We start from the raw sequence: 20,433 nt of genomic DNA, 5'->3' as shown, positions 1-20,433 counted from the left end.
TGCCGGTTCAGGCTGAATACAAGCAGCATGCAGCCTTTTTTTCCAATATGGGACCATTTTATCCCATGTTGGACCATTTTTCCCGATTCAGAAAAAAAAAGGCCCTCCGGTGGAAGGCCTGGATGGAACGTGATTGCCGATGAAAAAAAACCGGCAGGCTTAGGCGTGGCCGCAGGAAGAGCTGCCTTCTTCCTTGGGGGTGAAGGATTGGCCGCAGCCGCAGGAGCTGCCAGCATTGGGGTTTTTGATGACAAACTGGGCGCCGTTGAGATCTTCTACATAATCCACTTGGGCGTCACGCAGATAGTTCATGGAGAGGGGGTCCACCAAAACCTGGACACCATCGGCTTCCACAGTGATGTCATTGTCGTCGGCTTTTTCGTCAAAGGCGAAACCATACTGAAAGCCGGAACATCCTCCGCCCTGCACAAAAATCCGCAGTTTGAGGTCGGGGTTGTTTTCTGCCTTGATGAGGCCATCGAGCTTTTTGGTGGCGTTCTCGGTCAGGGTCAGGGACATGTTGCGCTACTCCTCATAAGGGTGGTCGGCGGATTGAACCGCTGGTTTTTGGGTCAGTGTGTCGTCATGCACGGCTTGGGAAGTACCTTTCCCATTTTAGAATATTCTAATAATAAGGCAATGGTGTTAGCTTGTCAACAACTTTGTTGGCGTAGCATCAGCTGTCATTCTGGTCTTCAGGTTGACTGGTTGGTTACTCATTTATCATCCATAACCTTGTATAAAATAGGTGTTATAAAACCCGAAAATCACCTGAATTATCCAAACTAACAACTTGAAATCGTTCAACAAACGCGAGACCATTCCCTCTTTGACCAAAAAATAACGTCCGTGTTCCCAGGTCTGCGCATGTATGGCGAGAGCGGTCACACGATGCTTGAATTGATTATGGTTATTCTGATCATCGGCATTCTTGCCGTCGCGGTCATGGGACGGCTGCCGGGATCGGTGATATCCCTCCACGCCCAGGCTCGGCAGCTCGCCCAGGAGATTCGTCACACCCGGGCTTTGGCCATGAATCGAAGCGGTAGTCACACCATTCGCAACAGCGGCAGCGCCTCCTATGAGGTAACCAATGGCGTGGAGATTCTCTCCAGCGGCACCTTGGACTCCGTTTCCTTCCAATCCGGTTTTTCCATTCTTTTCGATGGCCGGGGTTCCCCCGACTCCTTTGAGGATATTGCCATCACCCTCAACAGTGGTGGTGAAAGTCTGACTCTGGTCGTGGTGGGGGATACGGGAGCGGTGAGGATCCCATGAACCCGCACCGGTGGGAAGGGGGGCGGGAAACCGGTTTCACCTTGATTGAGCTGGTGCTCTTTTTGGTGGTGATCGCCATCGCCATAGGGGGGATCCTGCCACTGTTTCTTCAGGTTCTTTCCGGTATCAATGTGTTTCGGGAACAGGTGCAGGCTGATTTTTTGGCCCGTGAAATTTTGGAAGAGATCCAGGCCCAGCAGTTTCGGGGGGGAGGGTTTTCAGCCATCACTGTTGCCGCTTATGAGGGGGATGAGGTGATTGACATCGGCGCGGAGGTTCTTTTCAATCGCAACGTGGATCTCATGGGGGCCAGTCTCTCCGGAAGCGCTATCACCTGCACTGGTAGCGACCCCGCCGGTGAAAGCTATCTCTGTGTCAAAGTCACGGTGACCAATCTCGAAAACAGCGAGCATCTGGCTCAGTCTCAAACCGTTCTCAGCCGTTTTTGACCCGGGCTTATGAAATGGGAGCCAAAGGCGACCGGTGGCTTTTCGATGCTGGAGATGGTGCTGACCATCACCATCTTGAGTGTGGTGGCGGGGCTGGGGGTTCAGTTCATTCGGGATGTCTTCAACGCCTATCTCACCGGTCAGGCCCTGACCCCCATGGTCAACGAAGGACAGCTGGCCATGGAGCGGCTGATTCGAGAGTTGCAGGGAGCGACTTGCCTGACTCTCTCCCAGCCGGGAGGGGCCGACACCCTGACATTCACCAATTTCGACGGGGCTGTCCTCTCTTTCAGCCAATCGGGGCAGACCATCCTCTACTCTTCCAGTCTTGGGGGGGTGGACAAGGTGTTGGTCGAGGGGGTGGAGGCAGCCAGCCTCACCTTCCAACCCACCGATTGCATGACCGGCGTCCCCCCCGGGGTGGTGCAGATCCATTTTGCCATGGAAGCAACCCTGCCCAGTGGCGATGTGGTCTCTGTTCCTCTGGAAACCTCAGTCTTCATCCGCAACTGAAAGCACCACCTTCTCCACTTCAGCGGATAACGGCGACCGGTCGGGATATTCCCCCAGGGCCAAGCGTTGGGGCGAGCCGTTGCCATGGGGGATGCCGACAACACGGTTTTCTCTCCATCACCGCCATTTTCATGATCGTCGTGATGGCCTCCATCGGGGTCTCCCTGACCAACATGTATCTGAGTGGCAGTTGGATCTCCCAGGAAACCGTCGGGGGTGGCAAGGCCTTCAATATGGCGGAAGCCGGTATGCAGGCAGGGCTTGAACAGCTCTGGAACAGCGGTTGCAGCCCCCTCACCATTCCCACCGAGCAGACCCTCAACGACAGCGAAGGCAACCAGATAGGTCGTTTTACCCTGACCATCAGCGACCGGGGCAGCGGCCTGTTTGATCTGACGGTGGTGGATACGCTTTCCGACAACCAGCGCACCATCAGTCGCAACGGGGTGACCTGTACCGCCGACGGGGGGGTGGCGGAGGGAAATCTTTTTACCTCGGGCAATCCGGAAAGCTGGAACGGCAGCCATCTGATGGATGTCGATTACAATGTGACCTTTACCGAACCCTGTTCCGGCATCAGCTGTAATGTGGCCAACATGCTTTGTACCGGTAGCTCCAAAAACAGCACCTGCCTCAAGGATAGCGGTAACACCAATCTGGCTGCGGCCAGTGACGAGGAGATCAGTTTTGAATCAACCCTGGTCACCACCCCTCCTGTGGGGGCTTGGCTGCTGGTCGAAATCAGACTGCCTGACGATGTAAAAATTGTCTGTGGCTCCGGGGCGCTGGAGGATGTGCAGGATGGCGGGTTTGATCTGGGGGCTTCCGCTTCGGTCTATTGCTATCAGATGAAAGTGTGGCCCAACTGTGGCGGTATGGGGGGGAGTCTGGTTTGTCTCGATTCCGGAGCCACCGGCGCCAACCCGGCGGTTACAAGTTACAATCCTGGAGAGGATGAAATTATCCTTAATTTGGGTACTTTCGATCCGGCCACCATCGACACCTTTATCCTGAGAATGTTGGAGATGCCCACCGGGGGATCTCTCACCCTGAGCGAGCCTTATGTGGGGCCGGTTGGTTCCGGAGGGGGTGGGGGGCTTACTCTGGGGGCTTGGCAGGAGCGTTTTTGATTTGGCCGTTGTTGTTTTTACCACTCCGCCCCTTTGCCAAAAAAATGGATCGAAACGGGATGGGGTCAGGGAGAGGGATTTGCAGATACAGGTTTGCCGATCAGCTCATTACCCATAAATTGCCAGCCCGTTTTTCGTAGGTGGGAAGCAGGGACCAGGCCGTAGTGGGGAGCGAGGTTTTCCACCATTTTCAGTAGATGTGTAACCAGTCTATCTGCATGGGGATTGGCCAGATTGCCTTCCCAGGTGGTAATGTTGAAGGTGCGATAGAGGGGATAACGCCCCTGAGCCAGGGCTTGGGTGTCTTGATGGGAAATGGCGTCGATGGTCAGGGGCTGGACTTTTCCCTGTTGTCGGTAGCGGTCCACATGCCAGATGGTTTCATAGCCGATCGCCTCGGGGAATGAGGCCACCTGGAGAATCATGTCGGCTATGGTGCCTACCTCCAACATGCGTGGGCTGAAGAGGTCGCCATTATTCAGCAACAGCCGCCAGTGACCGGGACGCAGCTTGCAATGGAGCCTTCCTACAGTACGGATGGGCAGGTCATGGCTGTTTTTGCCTGCGCTTTTATTCACTTCCGACCAGCGATAGCGCTCTCCCTGATAAATGGCCCGTAGATCGGTCAGGCTGATATCCCGAATGGGGTTGCTTGGGTGGGTAAAGATGGCAATGGCTCCGATTCCCAGGGTGTGGAAACGCAGCCCGGGAAACCGGTCTATCTGGCCTGGAGCGCAACAAAAACCGGCCATATCCACCCGTTTATTGTCCAGCATGCCCCCGGAGATGCCGCAAGTGCCCTTCCTGATGGCTACTTTGATGTGGTTTTCAGCGGCAAACTGTTCGATGATCGGCGTTAAAATTTGATAAACCTGCTGGTCGAGGGTCAGCACCAGATCGTAACCGGCCAATCGCTCCTCATAACGGATCGGTTTTTCCTGCCAGCCATCCGGCATGGGCATTCCCTGGGTGGGATCGGAAAAGGGGAGGCCTATCAGTGGGCTTGCCTGGCTTGGGAGAGGGGACAACAGGATGCCAGCTATGATCCAGAACAGGAGCGTTATTCCATGGCCATGGCGGGTTAAACCGTTTATTGGGTCGGAATACGGACCAGCCACGGGCACCCCTTTCTCTGGGTGATATCTATTTGATTTTTTTGCCCAGTGAAAAAAATTGGGCGTTGTTGCGACCATCGGATTTGGCTTTATAGAGCGCCTTGTCCGCTTTTTTGGTCAGAGTCTGTAAGGTGTCTCCGTCATGGGGAAACAGACTGACACCGATGGAGCTGGTGACCGAGAGTTTGTGTTTTTTGAGTTGAAATTTTCGACCCAGGCTTTTGAGTAGTTTGCGGACAGTTTTGCGGACATCTTCCAGCTCATCCAGGTTGGTTAAAAACGCCGTAAACTCATCCCCTCCCAGACGGGCGACGGTATCGCTCTCCCGAATCCCCTTGGCCAACCGGCTGCCGACCTCTTTGAGAAGAAGGTCGCCGATATTGTGGCCCAGGGTATCGTTAACCTCCTTGAAGCGGTCCAGATCGAAAAAAAGCACTGCCAGGAGTTGATCGTGGCGGCGGGCCTGGGCCAGGGCCTGCTCCAGCCGGTCGAAAAAGAGTTGCCGGTTGGGAAGTCCGGTCAAAACATCGTGGAAGGCCAAATGCTTGAGTTTTTCCTCCATGCGTTTGGCTTTGGTGATGTCCCGGGCCAGGTAGAGTACCCGGTTGTCTTCCAGCTCCCCGGAGAGAATGGGCCGGGTGATCACCTTGGTAAAGATTCGTTCCTTGTTTTTATCCAGGTGAATGAGTTCCCGTATACGGCTTTTGCCCGGCTCCAGTTCATCCTTGAGAATGCAGTCTTTATCAGGCCCATCACACTGGAAGCAGGGGTGGGTGCGCTCTCCGGGTTTATCAAAACATTTGCGGCCAATGACCAATCCCCGGGGTAGCCCGATCTGGTTGATGAAGACCTGATTGGCTTCCAAAATGGTGTTGTCCCGGCGATCAATGACGCAGATGGACTCTTCCATGGAGTCCAGGATCGTTTCGATAAAGGCTTTGGTTTGCTGTAGGTCGTTTTTTTGGCTCTGGATGGCTGCGATGTGTTCCTGGGTTTCCAGGGCGATGCGGATGCGGGATTGTAGCTCCAGGGGGCGGATGGGCTTGTTGAGAAAGTCCACCGCACCGGCTTCAAAGCACGCCTGAACCAGCTTTTCTTCGGTATCCCCGGTGATCATGAGGACCGGGATATCTTCAGTTTTGTGGTTGGCTTTGAGTTTTTTCAGCAGGGAGAGCCCATCCACCTCCGGCATGTTGACATCCAACAGGATGAGGTCGATGGGGTCGGTTTCCAGCTTGGGCAGCAGGTATTGGGGCTCCAAGAGGAAATCAGCGCTATGGCCCGCTTCTGAAATCAGCCGGGTGAGCTGTTCAATGGTTTGGCTGTCGTCGTCAACCACCAGAATCGTGGCCATGGATCGCCTTATCACTGGTCTGTGGTGAAACAGTTTATGGAAGGGGATCTTGGTTAGACCCCCTCTTTATTTACATTTTAAAAATGGAGTTTTGTTTCAATCGTTGCGACAGAGTAGTGAAAAAAATGGGTATGGTCAAACAATGTTTGTAGTTTGATTGAAAATCGTTCGCAAAAGGACGGTTTGGGTGGTGTGATATTTTTGGATATAATTCAGCTGTATAGGATGGTCAATGCCGTGGAGGTGTTTTCCTGGTCAGCGGGGGAAGGGGAGGGTTTGCAGCGGAGGGGGTGGCGATGATCCGGGAATTATTTCTGACCGGGTTGGCTGGAATCATCCCCACACCAACCCGTCAGAAAATAGATTGCGGATGGATCAACCGAAGTGGATTTTGGCTTCGAGGTTGGCCCGGGAGTCGGCGTTACCCAGGGCTTCTTCCATGGTGATAGCCCCCTCCTTGTAAAGATTGAAGAGGGAAAGATCGAAGGATTGCATCCCTTTTTCACCACTGTTTTCCAGGGCTTCCTTCATCTCATCCACTTGCCCCTGGAGCATCAATTCGGCGATGTGGGGGGTGTTGACCATGATTTCCACAGCCGCCCGGCGCTTGCCATCAACACTGCGCACCAGGCGTTGGGAGATGATCGCCCGCATGTAGAGGGACATATCCATGAAGAGCTGCTTGTGCAGCGCCTGGGGAAACATGTTGATGATTCGGGTCATGGCCTGAAAGGCGTTGTTGGCATGGAGGGTGGAGATGGCCAGATGGCCTGTACCCGCCAGCTCCAAGGCCGCTTCCATGGTTTCCCGATCCCGGATCTCACCGATCAGAATAACATCCGGCGCTTCCCGCAGAGAGCTTTTCAAGGCGCGGGCATAGGATTTGGTATCCGGCCCCACTTCCCGCTGGTTGATGAGGGATTTTTTGTGGGGATGGATAAATTCGATGGGATCCTCAATGGTGAGAATGTGGCCCGCTGAGGTGGCGTTGCGGTGGTCGATCATGGCCGCAAGGGTGGTGGATTTTCCCGAACCGGTGGCGCCCACCATGAGCAGCAGGCCACGCTTGGGCATGATCAGCTCTTTGAGGATGGGCGGCACCTTGAGGTCGTCGATATTGGGCACCTTGGCCTTGATGTAGCGGAGGACCATGCCGGTGTTGTTTTTGCTGTGAAAGGCGTTGACCCGGAAACGCCCCTCGGTACCCAGGGAGATCGCAAAGTCGATCTCCAGCTCCTCCTCGAAATATTTGGCCTGCTCCTCGTCCATGATGGAAAGACAGGCCGCCTTCACCATTTTTGGTGTGAGAACATCCTTGCCTACCGAAACCATCTTGCCGTCAAGTTTCATCTTCGGGGGGGTGTCACAGCTGAAAAAGAGGTCGGAAGCCCCCTTTTCGATCATCAGTTTCAAATAGGGTGTCACATTCATGATCGGCTCTCGATTGGTTTGTCAGTGCGTCGTCTTAAGTGGCATGCCAAGCTTGAGGGCGGTTGTCTTTAGACTTGACCGCCCTCTGACCTCTGCTTGGCCGTTTGGATGAATTACATCCCGAGATCTTCTTCCTTGGCCACCAGGTTGATCCCGTCGAGGCCTTCGTTGACATCGCGGTTTTTGGAATCTTTACCTTCCAGTTTGATCTTCAGACGCAGTTCGTTGGCGGAGTCGGCAGAGCGCAGGGCATCTTCGTAAGTGATGAGATCTGCTTCATAGAGATCGAAGAGGGCCTGATCAAAGGTTTTCATCCCCAGCTCATTGGACTTACCCATGATCTCCTTGATGCCGTGCACTTCCCCTTTAAAAATGAGGTCGGAGATAAGAGGGGAGTTGAGCATGATCTCAATCGCGGCGACCCGGCCCCCCCCTTTGCGTTTCAGCAGTCGCTGGGAAATAATTCCCCTGAGGTTCAGGGAGAGATCCATCAGGAGCTGCTGGCGTTTGGCAGAGGGAAACATGTTGATGATGCGGTCGAGGGTTTGGTTGGCGTTGTTGGCGTGGAGGGTGGAGAGCGCCAAGTGGCCGGTTTCGGCAAAGTTGATGGCGTGCTCCATGGTCTCCTGATCACGGATTTCCCCGATGAGAATGACGTTGGGGGCCTGACGCAGGGTGTTTTTGAGCGCGGCATGCCACCCTTCGGTATCCACCCCCACCTCCCGCTGGGTGATGATGCAGTTGACGTGGGGATGGACATACTCCACCGGATCTTCAATGGAGATGATGTGGCCGTGGGAATTTTTGTTGCGGTGGCCGATCATGGCAGCCAGAGAGGTCGATTTACCCGATCCGGTCCCTCCCACCACCAGCACCAGGCCGGTTTTGGCCATCACCACATCCTTGAGAATGGGCGGCAATCCCAGCTGGTCGAAGTCCGGAATGTCGGTGGTGATGGTTCGCAGCACCATGCCGACCCGGGCCTGCTGGACAAAGGCGTTGACGCGGAAACGGCCTACCCCGGGGGGGTTGATGGCAAAGTTGCACTCCTTGGTGGCGTCAAACTCCTTCACCTGCTTGTCGTTCATGATGGAGCGGGAGAGCATCCGGGTTTGGTTGGCGTCCAGGGGATTTTTGCCAAGGGGGGTCATTTTGCCGTCGATTTTGGCCGCTGCTGGAAATCCTGCCGTGATAAATAGATCCGATCCACCCTTTTTCAGCATGGTTTTCAGGGCATCGAGCATAAATTTGATGGCTTGTTCACGATCCATTTGATTCCTCGCTCTCTCAATCCGTAGGTTTGAAATGGGTTGGGGTGGTCTTGGGTTGGTTTTTCCTGAACCAGCTCAGCCGACCAAGATATCGTGGGACTTGTACCCCCATTGATTCCCATGGCGAAGGACCTTCCCCCCACCGGAACGGCCCATCCTGTTACAGAGAATGATTAAACCCTGTTTTGCCCGGTAATTAAACCTTGATTCGCGTGGTTCGAGCAACTTTTGCAGGGAGAGGGCGTTGTTCGTGGGGAGATTCCATGGGTGGAGCGTGGCTGGAATGGTGGTGCGAAAGGCGTTTTGGTCAATGGATGAAGAGGCAAAGGGGGTGTAAAAGAGGAAAAAATTTTATCATCGACTCCCCGCAAGCCAAGCGGTTCGGAGCTTGGAGGGGAGGCCGTTATTCCGAACCCCGGCGCAGGGAGGTCGATGAATGCTGGGTGTGGGGTCAGTAAGTTTTGTTTTCAGCCACCAGAGCCCGGGTGTCATTGCCCATGGGCACGGTAAAGTCCTGGGAGGAGAGAATAACCCGGTCTTTCAGGCGAATCAGCTGGGCATTGACAAAAATTTTGGATCCGGCGACGGCATAACTGCCCACCAGCACGGCGTGCACATTATGATCGGCCTGGATGGCGTCCAGCTCCCGGGAGAGCAAAAATTCCCCTTTTCCTTCCTGGATCAGAATGCTGTTGCGCAGTTTGACTTCCACCACCGGCAATCCCGCCTGGGTAAAGCGGGAAGCCATCTGCCGGGCCAGAAGCCGGCCCAGTCGGGAAGATTTATTGAGATCATCCTGATCCACAAAGCTGGCTGGCAGAATGGTCTGTTTCGGGTGAATGCGATCCCCAAGCCGGGCCAACATGGCGTCCGCCGCTTCATAGGCTGCACTGGTCAGATTTTGCGGCGTGCGGCTGGAGAGGGGCTGGGAAACCATGGGGTGTTCCGGCGGGGGAGGCGCGCACCCCGAGGGGAGAGCGGTTGCCAGCAGGCAGAGCCCGGCCAGAAAGCCCCGGATCCAGCCATTGGTGTGAGGTGTGCGTCTCATTTGTCTACGACCGTCAAGGTAGGTCCGCCGCCATTATTAACCAGGAGATCCCGGGTTTGAACGCCGAGTGGCAGTTTGGCATCGATGGAGGCCAACACCTGCCGGGTGCGTACCTGGATCATCTTGGAGGTGATGTCCAGCATATCCCGTCCTTCGGTATAGTTGCCCACCACCACCGCATAGGCCCGGTTTTCCTCGGATAGCTTTTCGATATCCCGGGAGAGGATGAATTCACCCTGCTCCTTGCGGATGGCCAGGTCGTTGCGCAACTTGGGCTCCACTACCGAAAAACCCTGCTGGGTAAAGCGGGAGGCGACGTGATCGGAGATGAGCAGTCCCAGAGCCGAGGAGTCGTCCAGATTGTTGCGATTGACAAAGCTGGTCACCACCAAAGGCTTGCGCCGATGGAACGAGGGGTGATTTTTCTGAAGTTCCGCTACCAGGGCGTCGGTCAGGGCGTGGCTCATGCGAATGAGATCCACTTCCGTCATGGCAGCCGACTCTTGGGCGTGGGTCTCGGCTGGGGGCATGGGGACCACAACGGGAAATTGGGCACACCCCGCCAAGGTCACAGCCATCAGAATGGGGGCCAGCCGAAAGCCGGAAAAGGAAATTTTCATGGGGCCTTAATCCTGAAACGAGTAGGAGTGAATCCTTGGGTTAGCCTCGATCCAAACCGCTATCGGTTCAGGGTGAGGCCGTTTGATCTCAAATCAATGCAAACATCGTTCCAGGATTGCCAGGCGTTCTGAAAAATCAATTGAGGGTGGTGGGCGTTTAGCGGATTGGGGATAGGGAAGGGGGGATGAAAGGGGGGGGTGGCGGTGGTGCCGAGGTGGAAAAACGCCACCACCGCCTGACATCAGTTATCTTGGGCCAGGCGGTGGTGGAATCAGGGAAATGAACCTATTTGAAGAAATCCTTGTGGTTGGCTTTTTCTCTGGCAGCTTCCCGGGTAATCAGGCCTTTTTGCACCAGTTCCTGCAGGTTTTGCTCCAAGGTCATCATGCCTACGGCGCGACCGGTCTGGATGGCGGAATACATCTGGGCCACCTTGTTTTCCCGGATCAGGTTGCGGATGGCTGGGGTGCCGATCATGATTTCATGGGCCGCCACCCGTCCACCGCCCTTTTTCTTGAGCAGGGTTTGGGAGATAACTGCCCGCAGGGATTCGGAAATCATGGTGCGGATCATATCTTTTTCGGCAGCAGGGAAGACATCGACGATACGGTCGATGGTTTTGGCAGCAGAGGTGGTGTGGAGGGTGCCAAAGACCAGGTGACCGGTTTCAGCTGCCGAGAGGGCCAGGCGGATGGTTTCCAGGTCGCGCATTTCACCCACCAGAATCACGTCCGGATCTTCACGCAAGGCGGAGCGCAGAGAGGCTTCGAAGGATTTGGTATCCCGGTGCACCTCCCGTTGATTGATCAGGCATTTTTTGGATTCATGAACGAATTCAATGGGATCCTCCATGGTGAGGATGTGGCCATATTCGGTCCTGTTTTTATAGTCTACCATCGCCGCCAGTGTGGTTGACTTACCGGAACCGGTGGGGCCGGTTACCAGCACGATCCCACGGGGGGTGTCGGCGAACTCCTTGAAGATGGCCGGCGCGCTCAGCTGTTCCAAGGTGAGGATTTCGGAAGGAATGGTACGGAACACCGCAGACGGGCCCCGGTTTTGGTTGAATGCGTTGACACGAAAGCGGGCAAGGCCTGGAATTTCAAAGGAAAAGTCGTTTTCCCAGCGATCTTCAAAATCCTTGCGCTGCTTGTCGTTCATAATGTCGTAGATCATGTCGTGGACTTGCTCACGATCCAGTGGGGGGATGTCGATACGGCGGATATCACCATCTACCCGGATCAGGGGCGGCATCCCTGAAGAGAGATGCAGATCCGATGCGCCATTTTTGACCCCGAATGCCAACAGTTCCGCGATCCCCATTTTTTTGGACATGAAAACCCCCTGACAAAATTTTGTGAAATAAGCCGAATAGTGGAAAAACGTCAAAATACCGACAATTGAATCCATTATTTTCCACCGCCGCTCATGGTAAAGCTTAGCCGAACCGATTTCCAGGCAAACTGATCTCAAAGGATCCCCCCCGCTGCCAGGATTGTCAGAGAAGGGGAGGCTGATCGATATGGTTGAGGGGGGGATGGTTGATCGACATTGGTAGGGGGTGGCTGTGTCTGCCCATTCTTGTTGTGGGCTGTCTGCTTCTGCTAACCTGTCGCCCAAAACCGGCTGGGGCTGCCATCACCGTTTGATCTCACACTTGGCACATCAAGCTGAAGCCGACTCAGAGGAACCCCTCATCAAGATGAGAGGGCAAAGAGTGGGGCGTATCCATATAAGGGAAAGAGCAGGCGTATCTATATAGATGTGACGGTGCCACAATCGACATCACGGTTGGCGGCAACGTCACCATCGATATCACTATATAATGGATGGCACACCCCCATCCGTAGCAGATTGATTGAGGAGACGATATGGAACCGGATAGCAATAAGGCCAAGGCTCTGGATGCAGCCATAACCCAGATTCAGCGGCAGTTTGGCAAGGGCTCCATCATGCGTATGGGCGCGGAGTCGGTTCAGGATATTCCAGTGGTCTCTACGGGCTCGTTGGGGCTTGATCTGGCTTTGGGTATTGGCGGATTGCCCCGGGGGCGGGTGATTGAAGTGTTTGGTCCGGAGGCTTCGGGCAAGACCACCTTGGCGCTGCACACGGTGGCGGAAGTGCAGAAAAAAGGCGGGGTGGCGGCTTTTGTGGATGCGGAGCATGCCCTGGACCCCGGCTACGCCCGCAAGCTGGGAGTGGATATGGAGTCGTTGTTGATCTCCCAGCCGGATACCGGTGAGCAGGCGTTGGAGATTGTCGATATGCTGGTGCGTTCGGGGGCGGTGGATCTGGTGGTGGTGGATTCGGTGGCGGCGTTGACCCCTCGGGCGGAGATTGAAGGGGATATGGGAGATTCCCACATGGGGCTCCAGGCGCGGCTGATGTCCCAGGCCTTGCGCAAGCTCACCAGTTCCATCTCCCGCTCCAAGGGGATCGTGCTTTTCATCAACCAGATCCGCATGAAGATCGGTGTGATGTTCGGAAATCCCGAAACCACCACCGGTGGTAATGCGCTCAAATTTTATGCCTCGGTTCGCCTGGATATCCGGCGTATTTCCGCCATCAAGGATAAGGACCAGACCGTAGGCAATCGCTGTCGGGTGAAGGTGGTCAAAAATAAAATGGCCCCGCCTTTTCAAACCACGGAGTTGGATATCAACTATGGCGAGGGGATCTCCCTGGAGGGTGAAATCATCGACATGGGGGTGGAAGCTGGGATTGTCGAAAAATCGGGGGCTTGGTACGCCTATGATGGTGAGCGTATTGGTCAGGGGCGGGAAAATGCCAAGCGCTTTTTGATGGATAATGTCGCCATCCGCAACACCCTGGAAGATCGTCTGCGGGAAACTCTCGGGATTCCTACCAAGCACGCCGGAGCTGGGGCTGATGGGGAGGAGGGGGCTGTCATCCCCACCCCTGAACCCAACCCGGCACCCAAACCCCGGAGCAAGGGCAAGCGTTGATGTTTGAATCGTCTGACCGGATTCAGGAGGCTCCTTTAAGGCTTGAGCTTGAGAGTCGATATCTGGCCTATGCCCTCTCCACCATCATCAGCCGCTCCCTGCCGGATGTGCGGGATGGTTTGAAGCCGGTTCATCGGCGGATTCTGCATGCCATGCGCGCCTTGCGGCTGACAGCAGGCTCCCCCCCGAAAAAATCGGCCCGGGTGGTGGGGGATGTGATCGGTAAGTTTCATCCCCACGGCGATCAATCCGCCTATGACGCCATGGTGCGTCTGGCCCAGGATTTTTCGGTGCGCTATCCCCTGGTGGATGGTCAGGGCAATTTTGGCAACATCGATGGCGATGGCGCAGCAGCCATGCGCTATACCGAGGCGCGGCTGACAAAGGTCGCCATGGCGCTCCTGGAGGATATGGACCAGGACACCGTGGCCATGATCCCCACCTATGACGGCTCCCTGGAAGAGCCCTTGGTGCTGCCAGCCCGTTTTCCCAATCTGCTGGCGAATGGTTCCACGGGTATTGCTGTGGGGATGTCTACGGCCATTCCCCCCCATAATGTGGGCGAAATCATTGATGCCTGCCGGTTTTTGATCGACCAGCCCGAGGCGGGTATTGAGGATCTGATGGCGCATCTGCCCGGCCCTGATTTTCCCACCGGGGGAATCTTGGTTTCGGGGCAGGCGGAGCGTTTGGAGGTTTACCGGAGCGGGCGGGGTTCCCTGCGCTTGCGGGGGCGCTGGGAAAAGGAAAAGCTGGGTCGGGGCGGGTGGCAGTTGGTGGTGACGGAAATTCCCTACCAGGTGCAAAAATCTCGATTGATCGAGCGTATTGCCCAGTTGATTCTGCAAAAAAAATGTCCCTTGTTGGAGGATGTCCGGGACGAATCCGACGAGCAGTTGCGCATTGTGCTCACCCCCCGTTCCAGTCGGGTGGAGCCGGATCTGCTCATGGCCTTTCTCTTCAAGCACAGCGACTTGGAGACCCGGGTAACGGTCAATCTCAACGTCATCACGGCAGCGGTGCGTCCCGAGGTGATGAACCTCAAGGAGCTGCTCAAGGCGTGGCTGGATCATCGATTTGAAATCCATACCCGCCGGGCGCGCCATGAGCTTCGCCAGATCGCCGAGCGTCTGCATCTGTTGGCGGCCCATCTCATCGCTCATCTCAATATCGACGAGGTGATCGCCATCATCAAGGAGCACGATGACCCGGCTCCGGTATTGATGTCCCGCTTCGGTCTCGACCGGTTGCAGGCCGAGGCGGTATTGAATCTGCGCCTGAGAGCCTTGCGCCGTCTGGAAGAGATCAGCATCCGCAAGGAGATCGAAGAGAAGGAGGCCAGAGCCCGGAAACTGGAAGCTCTGTTGGCGGATGATCGGCTGATGTGGCGGGCGATTCGGGGAGAGTTGGACAAAACCCACAAGGAGTTTGCCGATCCGAGACGCACGGAACTGGCTGAGGCGGCCCCGGAGATTTCCCTCAAGCCTGAAGACATGGTGCGGCGGGAGCCGGTTACACTGATTCTTTCCCGTAAGGGGTGGGTCAAGACCGCCAAGGGGCACGATCCCGATCCAGGCCGCAAGATGCGTTTCAAGGAGCAGGATGGCCTGCATATGATGGTGCGGGGCTACACCAACGACCATCTTTCCTTTATCTCCTCATCGGGCAAGGTTTTTTCACTGCTGGCGGATAAACTCCCTACCGGCAAGGGGTTTGGCGAGCATCTGGCGGTCACCTTCGAGATTGAGGATGGGGACCGCATGGTCTGGGTGCTTGCGGTATCTGGGGATCGGGAGTATTTTATTGCGACCAGTCTGGGGCAGGGGTTTCGGGTCAAAGGGTCGGACCTTATTACCAGCCACCGTCGGGGTAAGCAGCTGATCACCTTTAAAAAGGGGGATGCGCTGCTGCATATCCATCCGGTCAACGGGGAGAAAGTCGCCGCCATCAACCGGGGCCGCCGCCTGCTGATCTGCAATTTATCGGAGTTTCCTCTGCTGGGTCGGGGCAAAGGGGTGCGGATTCAGCGCATCTCCAGGGGGGAAACCCTGGTGGATGTCACCACCTTTGATCCCGCTGTGGGCGTGGTGCTTGATTCCGGCAAAAAAACCCGTAAAATCACCGAATACGACCCCTGGAGCGCACCGCGTTCTGCCCGGGGGGGGATGTTGCCCCACGGTTTTTTGAGTGGGGCGGTGTTTGAGGGAACCGGCGTTTCTCCCAGAGATGCCGCCAAAGGGATTACCGGCAATCTATTCGAGCAGGAGTAAGGCTGGAATACACTTTATGACGTGTAAAATTTTTTTTTACCATCCCGGTTCCAAGTGAAGTCTCCAGGGAGTTGATTTCCAGGGGATTGTTCGTGCGGATAAAATTTTCAACTACCCACAACCATCTTGTTGATTGCGTTTAAGTTTGACAAAACCACTCGGTATTTGGCAGCATGCTTGGATGCTATTAGGGAAGGAGATATTTCCGATATCTTCCCTCCCTCACTTTTTGGGTTGGGAAGACAAATTGGATCACATAAGAAGAAGGAGTATGAAATGAAGCAACGGGGGATCAAAATTAACGGTTTTAAACTTCTTTCCTTGGCTGGCGCCCTGGGTTTGGGAATGGGCCTGATGGCTTGCGGTGGCGGTGGCGGAAGCAGCTCTTCCTCAACCACTACCAAGAGCGCCCAGGATGACTATATCGTCAACGCCAGTGTATGGTGTGACGTCGATTCTGATGGCGTCAAGGACACCGACGAAACCAATGCCACCACGACCAGCACCACCGTCGGCACTTTGGGGCAGTTCAGCCTGCCCAGCGATTGCACCACCGGTCAGTTGGTCCTCAAGGGCTTCGATAAGAGCACCACGGCAAACCCGACGAACTACAGCCGTAATGTCAATAGCGATGGTGAGGAGATCTCCCGTTTCACCGGTATTCTTTTTGCTCCCAATGATTATGAGTATCTGACACCGATCTCCAGCATGGTGGCTTTGCTGGGTGGTGACGCGGCTGCCGAGACTGCGGTTCTTGCGGCCCTCAACATCACCCTCGGTTCCTCAACCGAACTGGGCAGCCTCAACATGAACGACACCAGCAGCGAGGATGCCATCAACGTCCGTCGCGGTGCTCTGGTCGTTCAGCAGATCGTGCTTGATGCCACCAGTGCCCTGCAAGGTGCCCGCAACAAGCCCATTACCCCGAACTCCATGGCCCTGGTGGGTGACCAACTGGCAGATCTCCTGTCTGCTCTGAGCACGGCCGGAACACCGCTTATCAGCAGCAGTCTCTCCCTGGACGAGACCATCTTCGAAAGCACCTTCAAAAAGCTCCTCAAGAATACGGCCAACAACAATACCACCAAATATGGCGATATCAGCCCAAGCCTGCTGAACAAGCTCACCAAGAGCGCCGCCAAGCAGAACGTCAAGAATATCCTCAAGGCACAGGCGCTGATCTCCTCCGCCTATAGCAGTGGCGGGGACATGAATGCTGCTGTAGATGCCGCAGCTGCCAAGACTTCCAACGTGCAGTCAGGCGCCACCACAGCCATCCTGACCTTCACCAACCTGCTTTCCGATCAGCTCCAGTCGGACATTGACTCCACGGACGATCTGATCACTCTGTTGAATGAGGCGGCCACCGCACTGCTTACCAGTGTGAAAAACCTGTCCGTCACCACAGAGACCACCGGCGACTCTCAGGGGCTCGTCGATGTGGATGCTCTGCAGGATTCCATCCAGCTGATGATCGAACAGCAATTCCTGCAGAACACCAATCTGGAAGGGAACTCCTACATTAACGGTCTCAATACAGCCTATGAGAATGTCATTAAAAACGCCAACAATACCAACGGTATAGGTGGCGATGACAACGTTGCGCCCGAGGCTTTTGACTTTCACTTCTTTGTCGACACCACGGATGGAACCGAGACCGAGTTTTTCCTGGATGCCTGGGATCCCAATGAGGAAGAGGGTGACACCATCACCTTCACCGTTACCTCAACCCTGCCCTCCTCTGTCACTGCGGTCAATGATGATGGCAGCGACGGCCTGTACAAATATACCGGAACAGGTGCTGAAATTGACGCAGACAGCCCAGTCACCATTACCTTTATGGTTACCGACTCGGCAGGACTCACCTCCGGTAGCGCTACTGCCAGCCTGTTTACCGGCTCTGGTGGAAACGAGGCTCCCTGGGCGTTCGATGACTATTGGTTCCTGGAAATGCCGGAATCCGGTGATGGCGAACTTATGGGAACCCTCTGGGCTTGGGATCCGGAGAGTGATGATGTCGGCCTGGTAAATTGGACTGTCTCCTCCCAGCCCAGCGCAGGGACGGTGACCGTCGACACAAACGGTGATTTCACCCTCTCCATGCCTGAAGGCACCTCCTCCGGCATGTATACCTTCTCCTTTACGGTGGATGATGCTGATGGCAACACCTCCGAGGCGGCCTCCATTGAAGTGGAAGTCTTCTCATCCGGCAATGACGCACCGGACTCGGACTTTGATGAAATCTGGTTTTTTACCGAGTCCAGCGAGGCTGAGGCGGGATTTGTCGGCTTTGTTCCGGTCGAGGATCCGGATGGGGATACCCTAACCTATACCGTTGGCGGTCTTACCACCGGTATTTCCACAACGGAAGGCGGAACAGTTGACTTTTCCACTGACCTGCCCGACGAGTTTACCTACTATGCGCCGACCGATTTCTTCGGTGAGGACAGCTTTACCGTCACCGTATCCGACGGCACCGAGTCCATTGAGGTCACGGTCTACATCATCGTCGACTACGATGGTACCTCCTATACCGACTATCTCCAGATCACCGACGATACCGTCAACATGGCCATCGGTACCGGCGCCGAAGTAGAGTACACTCTGGAAGAGTTCCAGGAAGGCCTCAGCTTTAGTGCTGACGAGGTGGAAGATGCCATCGCCGGAGTCGGCAGCATGTCCATCAACGTTAATGTGGTTGGCGCCCCCTTGGGTACCGACGGCACTGCCGTAGTCGATCTCGCCTTCCGTGCTACTGACAACGACGGTCGCGGTGGAGAAGCCAAGGGTATCCTGGAAGGGGTGGAGCTTTCCATCGATGACGATGGCAACCTCTCTGTTAACTTCCCGGAAGGGGCCATGATCTACACTTACGGTCGCTCCCGTGAGGGTCTTTCCCTGACTGTGCCCTTCACCAACGAGGCCGAGAACTCTCCGGTAGAGGCAGGTGACAACAGCTTCTCTGTAAATTTCTCCACCCTGCTTGACTTGGCTGATAAAGCCGCCGAGGCTGAGTTTGGTGTCGATCTGGAAGATTACACCATCTACCAGCTGGCTGAGCCGCAAAAGGCAGGCAGCTATGATGTCGAACTGATCATCTCCAACAACGTGATGGTGGTCTCCGGCGCATCGGGTCAGGAAATGCTCGGCGACGGCTACGGTATGAATACCATCACCATCGGGGACAAGGCCGTTACCGGCTACGGTGTCTGGGGTATGATCGAGATCACTGAATAGTCAAACGACTCTTTCCGATCCAGGGCACCGTTTCAGCCCTGGATCGGTCCCATCAAAACGCGCCCACGCAGAATCGGGCGCGTTTTTTTATGGGGAAAGGTTGGTGAAATTGCTACCTTACCTCTCAATGTGTTAAATTCACCATCAGGAGAACTTTATGCTGCCTATTGCTTCATTTGATACCCTGACACGTGATATCAAGGCGCTGGAAGGTTCCCTGACACGTGATATCAAGGCGTTGGAGGCAGCAACAAAAAGCGATTTGGCTAGATTGGAAGAGAGAAGCAAACGCGATTTGGCTGAGGCCAAAGTTGATATCGTCAAATGGGTGGCTGGTATGCTGGTCGCGCAATCTGCCATTATCATTGGTGCCATGTTCGCACTTTTCCGTTTTTTTCTGTAAAGCTGACAGCACTGGCAAACCCACTGACTTTTTCCCCACCTTTCCAGTTTCTCTCCCCCCTTTAATTTTCGCTGAAATTTTCGTATAATTTCTCCTTTTCCCCGACAAGGAGTGGGTGAATTACGTGGCTATCTCACACACAATTTTGAATATAAAAAATCCCCTGGACCGGATGGTGAAAACACCGCTGGGAATGGGGTTGTTGCTGCTCACCCTGGCGTGGCCTCTCTGGGCCTGGTGCGCCCCCCTGGATGAATTTCTCACCGCCCAACCCGGTTATGCCCCAGGCCATGGGGAGATTGAGGTGGGGTGGGACATGATGAACAAAACGGTCGATCTTTTTGGCGTGCGGGAACCCGATAGCCGGGGGGAGGATATCGGCGACTATACCGGGGGGCACATCCGGGGCGGGTTGGCTCTCACCAAGCGCTTGTGGATTGATGGTGGACTGTGGAAACGCGGGGTCAAAACACCCTACGACGATGGGGAGAGTATTGGCTGGCAGTTGGGGAGCCAACTGCAAATGACTTATCACATGGGGTGGTTACCGGCTTTGGCCCTACGGCTGAGTTATTGGGGGAATCGTGCCAATGAAGCCAACAAAGGATCCGCTACCAATGTCGCCTCCCTGACAGTGGATACCATTCGGGTAGATAATCCCAAGGACCATCAGACGCAGGTGGACTTGATCGCTACTTGGGCCCTGAGTGAAAAATCTTTGATGACACTTTTTGCCGGAGGAGGGCGGAGCAAGACCGATTTTGACCGTCTTTCCCTTTCTCTGGGGGGGTGTGAATATTCTTTGGACGAATCCCCCAACAATGATTCGGACTATGCCTACCTGGCTCCGAACGATAGCCGGAACTGCGTTGGTTTTGGTTTTAGTGAATCGTTCCATCCTGCCATGTTTCTTCGATACGATTCAAAATATTGGCAAATGGGCGGGCATTATCAGTGGATGAATGACAAATGGCGCGCCAGGCTGGGCTATCGATTTATAAAAGTGGATCGGGATGAGCTGGATGCGTTGGTGACCCAGTATGGAAAAACAGGCGTCACTTATGACTCCAACCACATCCTGACTGCGGAACTTGGCTACAAAATAACCCCCAGTATCGGTGGTTTTGTGCGTAGTCAGCTGATGAAACGTCAATTTGTCGGGGAGCTGCCTCTTACCTACAACCCCTTCAGTGCTCACAAGTTTGAGGAGCCCTACGGTATCCTGACCCTGGGATTGACCAGTGGCTTTTAGGGTGTTGCTGCTCGCAAGATGGGGGAGGGCGTTTTGAAAATCTTTTTGGCAGCCTCAATCCGCTATATCGACTCCCTGATGGAGGGAATCGGTCG

General features: G+C 55.1%; 17 protein-coding genes. 9 read left to right on the top strand and 8 right to left on the bottom strand.

The window, feature by feature from the left end; all coding sequences use genetic code 11:
* Nucleotides 1-159: 159 nt before the first annotated feature.
* Entirely contained in the window at nucleotides 160-519 is a 360-nt protein-coding gene (erpA, locus tag HQL52_09460; GenBank protein ID MBF0369669.1) for an iron-sulfur cluster insertion protein ErpA, read from the bottom strand.
* A 372-nt stretch (nucleotides 520-891) separates the two neighbouring features.
* On the opposite strand from erpA, the gene HQL52_09455 reads away from it, so the two are divergent.
* From HQL52_09455 to HQL52_09440, 4 genes are all read left to right on the top strand, one after another.
* Entirely contained in the window at nucleotides 892-1,278 is a 387-nt protein-coding gene (locus HQL52_09455; GenBank protein ID MBF0369668.1) for a hypothetical protein, read from the top strand.
* Nucleotides 1,275-1,727 (top strand): type II secretion system protein, encoded by a 453-nt coding sequence (locus HQL52_09450; protein ID MBF0369667.1) that lies wholly within the window; start codon nucleotides 1,275-1,277, stop codon nucleotides 1,725-1,727. Before HQL52_09455 ends, HQL52_09450 begins: the two co-directional genes overlap by 4 nt.
* Before the next feature lie 9 nt (nucleotides 1,728-1,736).
* Complete coding sequence (locus HQL52_09445) at nucleotides 1,737-2,240, top strand: prepilin-type N-terminal cleavage/methylation domain-containing protein (GenBank protein MBF0369666.1); 504 nt, start codon at nucleotides 1,737-1,739, stop codon at nucleotides 2,238-2,240.
* A gap of 143 nt (nucleotides 2,241-2,383) precedes the next feature.
* Nucleotides 2,384-3,370 (top strand): hypothetical protein, encoded by a 987-nt coding sequence (locus HQL52_09440; protein MBF0369665.1) that lies wholly within the window; start codon nucleotides 2,384-2,386, stop codon nucleotides 3,368-3,370.
* 65 nt (nucleotides 3,371-3,435) lie between these two features.
* On the opposite strand, the gene HQL52_09435 is transcribed toward HQL52_09440, so the two are convergent.
* From HQL52_09435 to HQL52_09405, 7 genes are all read right to left on the bottom strand, one after another.
* Complete coding sequence (locus tag HQL52_09435) at nucleotides 3,436-4,398, bottom strand: hypothetical protein (protein ID MBF0369664.1); 963 nt, start codon at nucleotides 4,396-4,398, stop codon at nucleotides 3,436-3,438.
* Nucleotides 4,399-4,513: 115 nt separating this feature from the next.
* Entirely contained in the window at nucleotides 4,514-5,839 is a 1,326-nt protein-coding gene (locus HQL52_09430; GenBank protein ID MBF0369663.1) for a diguanylate cyclase, read from the bottom strand.
* 375 nt (nucleotides 5,840-6,214) lie between these two features.
* On the bottom strand, nucleotides 6,215-7,270 hold the full coding sequence (locus HQL52_09425; protein MBF0369662.1) for a PilT/PilU family type 4a pilus ATPase: 1,056 nt from the start codon (nucleotides 7,268-7,270) through the stop codon (nucleotides 6,215-6,217).
* A 113-nt stretch (nucleotides 7,271-7,383) separates the two neighbouring features.
* Nucleotides 7,384-8,541, bottom strand: a complete 1,158-nt coding sequence (locus HQL52_09420) for a PilT/PilU family type 4a pilus ATPase (GenBank protein ID MBF0369661.1) — start codon at nucleotides 8,539-8,541, stop codon at nucleotides 7,384-7,386.
* Nucleotides 8,542-8,992: 451 nt separating this feature from the next.
* A complete protein-coding gene (locus HQL52_09415; GenBank protein ID MBF0369660.1) occupies nucleotides 8,993-9,589 on the bottom strand; it encodes a hypothetical protein in 597 nt (198 codons plus the stop codon).
* Nucleotides 9,586-10,209 carry a hypothetical protein gene (locus tag HQL52_09410; protein MBF0369659.1) on the bottom strand — a complete coding sequence of 208 codons (624 nt, stop codon included), beginning with the start codon at nucleotides 10,207-10,209 and terminating at the stop codon, nucleotides 9,586-9,588. The genes HQL52_09415 and HQL52_09410 overlap by 4 nt, the downstream gene beginning before the upstream one ends.
* 286 nt (nucleotides 10,210-10,495) lie before the next feature.
* Entirely contained in the window at nucleotides 10,496-11,533 is a 1,038-nt protein-coding gene (locus tag HQL52_09405) for a type IV pilus twitching motility protein PilT (GenBank protein MBF0369658.1), read from the bottom strand.
* 548 nt (nucleotides 11,534-12,081) lie between these two features.
* Here HQL52_09405 and recA point away from each other — a divergent pair.
* From recA to HQL52_09380, 5 genes are all read left to right on the top strand, one after another.
* Nucleotides 12,082-13,176, top strand: coding sequence for a recombinase RecA (recA, locus tag HQL52_09400; GenBank protein ID MBF0369657.1), 1,095 nt, complete (start codon nucleotides 12,082-12,084; stop codon nucleotides 13,174-13,176).
* Nucleotides 13,176-15,446 carry a DNA topoisomerase IV subunit A gene (parC, locus tag HQL52_09395; protein MBF0369656.1) on the top strand — a complete coding sequence of 757 codons (2,271 nt, stop codon included), beginning with the start codon at nucleotides 13,176-13,178 and terminating at the stop codon, nucleotides 15,444-15,446. The genes recA and parC overlap by 1 nt, the downstream gene beginning before the upstream one ends.
* Before the next feature lie 276 nt (nucleotides 15,447-15,722).
* Nucleotides 15,723-18,683, top strand: coding sequence for a hypothetical protein (locus HQL52_09390; protein ID MBF0369655.1), 2,961 nt, complete (start codon nucleotides 15,723-15,725; stop codon nucleotides 18,681-18,683).
* A gap of 157 nt (nucleotides 18,684-18,840) precedes the next feature.
* A complete protein-coding gene (locus tag HQL52_09385) occupies nucleotides 18,841-19,086 on the top strand; it encodes a DUF1640 domain-containing protein (protein ID MBF0369654.1) in 246 nt (81 codons plus the stop codon).
* A gap of 172 nt (nucleotides 19,087-19,258) precedes the next feature.
* On the top strand, nucleotides 19,259-20,338 hold the full coding sequence (locus tag HQL52_09380; protein MBF0369653.1) for a hypothetical protein: 1,080 nt from the start codon (nucleotides 19,259-19,261) through the stop codon (nucleotides 20,336-20,338).
* The last annotated feature ends 95 nt before the right edge of the window (nucleotides 20,339-20,433 follow it).

The organism is Magnetococcales bacterium (genome assembly GCA_015232395.1).
Classification (GTDB): domain Bacteria; phylum Pseudomonadota; class Magnetococcia; order Magnetococcales; family JADFZT01; genus JADFZT01.
The sequence above is the reverse complement of the archived record's forward strand: the minus strand, read 5'-3'. Positions and strand labels throughout refer to the sequence as shown.

Coding starts and splice junctions, on each gene's coding strand:
- recA (MBF0369657.1), top strand. CDS start 12,082: ATGGAACCGGATAGCAATAAGGCCAAGGCTCTGGATGCAGCCATAACC.
- HQL52_09410 (MBF0369659.1), bottom strand. CDS start 10,209: ATGAAAATTTCCTTTTCCGGCTTTCGGCTGGCCCCCATTCTGATGGCT.
- HQL52_09420 (MBF0369661.1), bottom strand. CDS start 8,541: ATGGATCGTGAACAAGCCATCAAATTTATGCTCGATGCCCTGAAAACC.
- HQL52_09445 (MBF0369666.1), top strand. CDS start 1,737: ATGAAATGGGAGCCAAAGGCGACCGGTGGCTTTTCGATGCTGGAGATG.
- HQL52_09415 (MBF0369660.1), bottom strand. CDS start 9,589: ATGAGACGCACACCTCACACCAATGGCTGGATCCGGGGCTTTCTGGCC.
- HQL52_09430 (MBF0369663.1), bottom strand. CDS start 5,839: ATGGCCACGATTCTGGTGGTTGACGACGACAGCCAAACCATTGAACAG.
- HQL52_09390 (MBF0369655.1), top strand. CDS start 15,723: ATGAAGCAACGGGGGATCAAAATTAACGGTTTTAAACTTCTTTCCTTG.
- HQL52_09440 (MBF0369665.1), top strand. CDS start 2,384: ATGGCCTCCATCGGGGTCTCCCTGACCAACATGTATCTGAGTGGCAGT.
- parC (MBF0369656.1), top strand. CDS start 13,176: ATGTTTGAATCGTCTGACCGGATTCAGGAGGCTCCTTTAAGGCTTGAG.
- HQL52_09405 (MBF0369658.1), bottom strand. CDS start 11,533: ATGGGGATCGCGGAACTGTTGGCATTCGGGGTCAAAAATGGCGCATCG.
- HQL52_09455 (MBF0369668.1), top strand. CDS start 892: ATGCTTGAATTGATTATGGTTATTCTGATCATCGGCATTCTTGCCGTC.
- HQL52_09380 (MBF0369653.1), top strand. CDS start 19,259: ATGGTGAAAACACCGCTGGGAATGGGGTTGTTGCTGCTCACCCTGGCG.
- erpA (MBF0369669.1), bottom strand. CDS start 519: ATGTCCCTGACCCTGACCGAGAACGCCACCAAAAAGCTCGATGGCCTC.
- HQL52_09425 (MBF0369662.1), bottom strand. CDS start 7,270: ATGAATGTGACACCCTATTTGAAACTGATGATCGAAAAGGGGGCTTCC.
- HQL52_09385 (MBF0369654.1), top strand. CDS start 18,841: ATGCTGCCTATTGCTTCATTTGATACCCTGACACGTGATATCAAGGCG.
- HQL52_09450 (MBF0369667.1), top strand. CDS start 1,275: ATGAACCCGCACCGGTGGGAAGGGGGGCGGGAAACCGGTTTCACCTTG.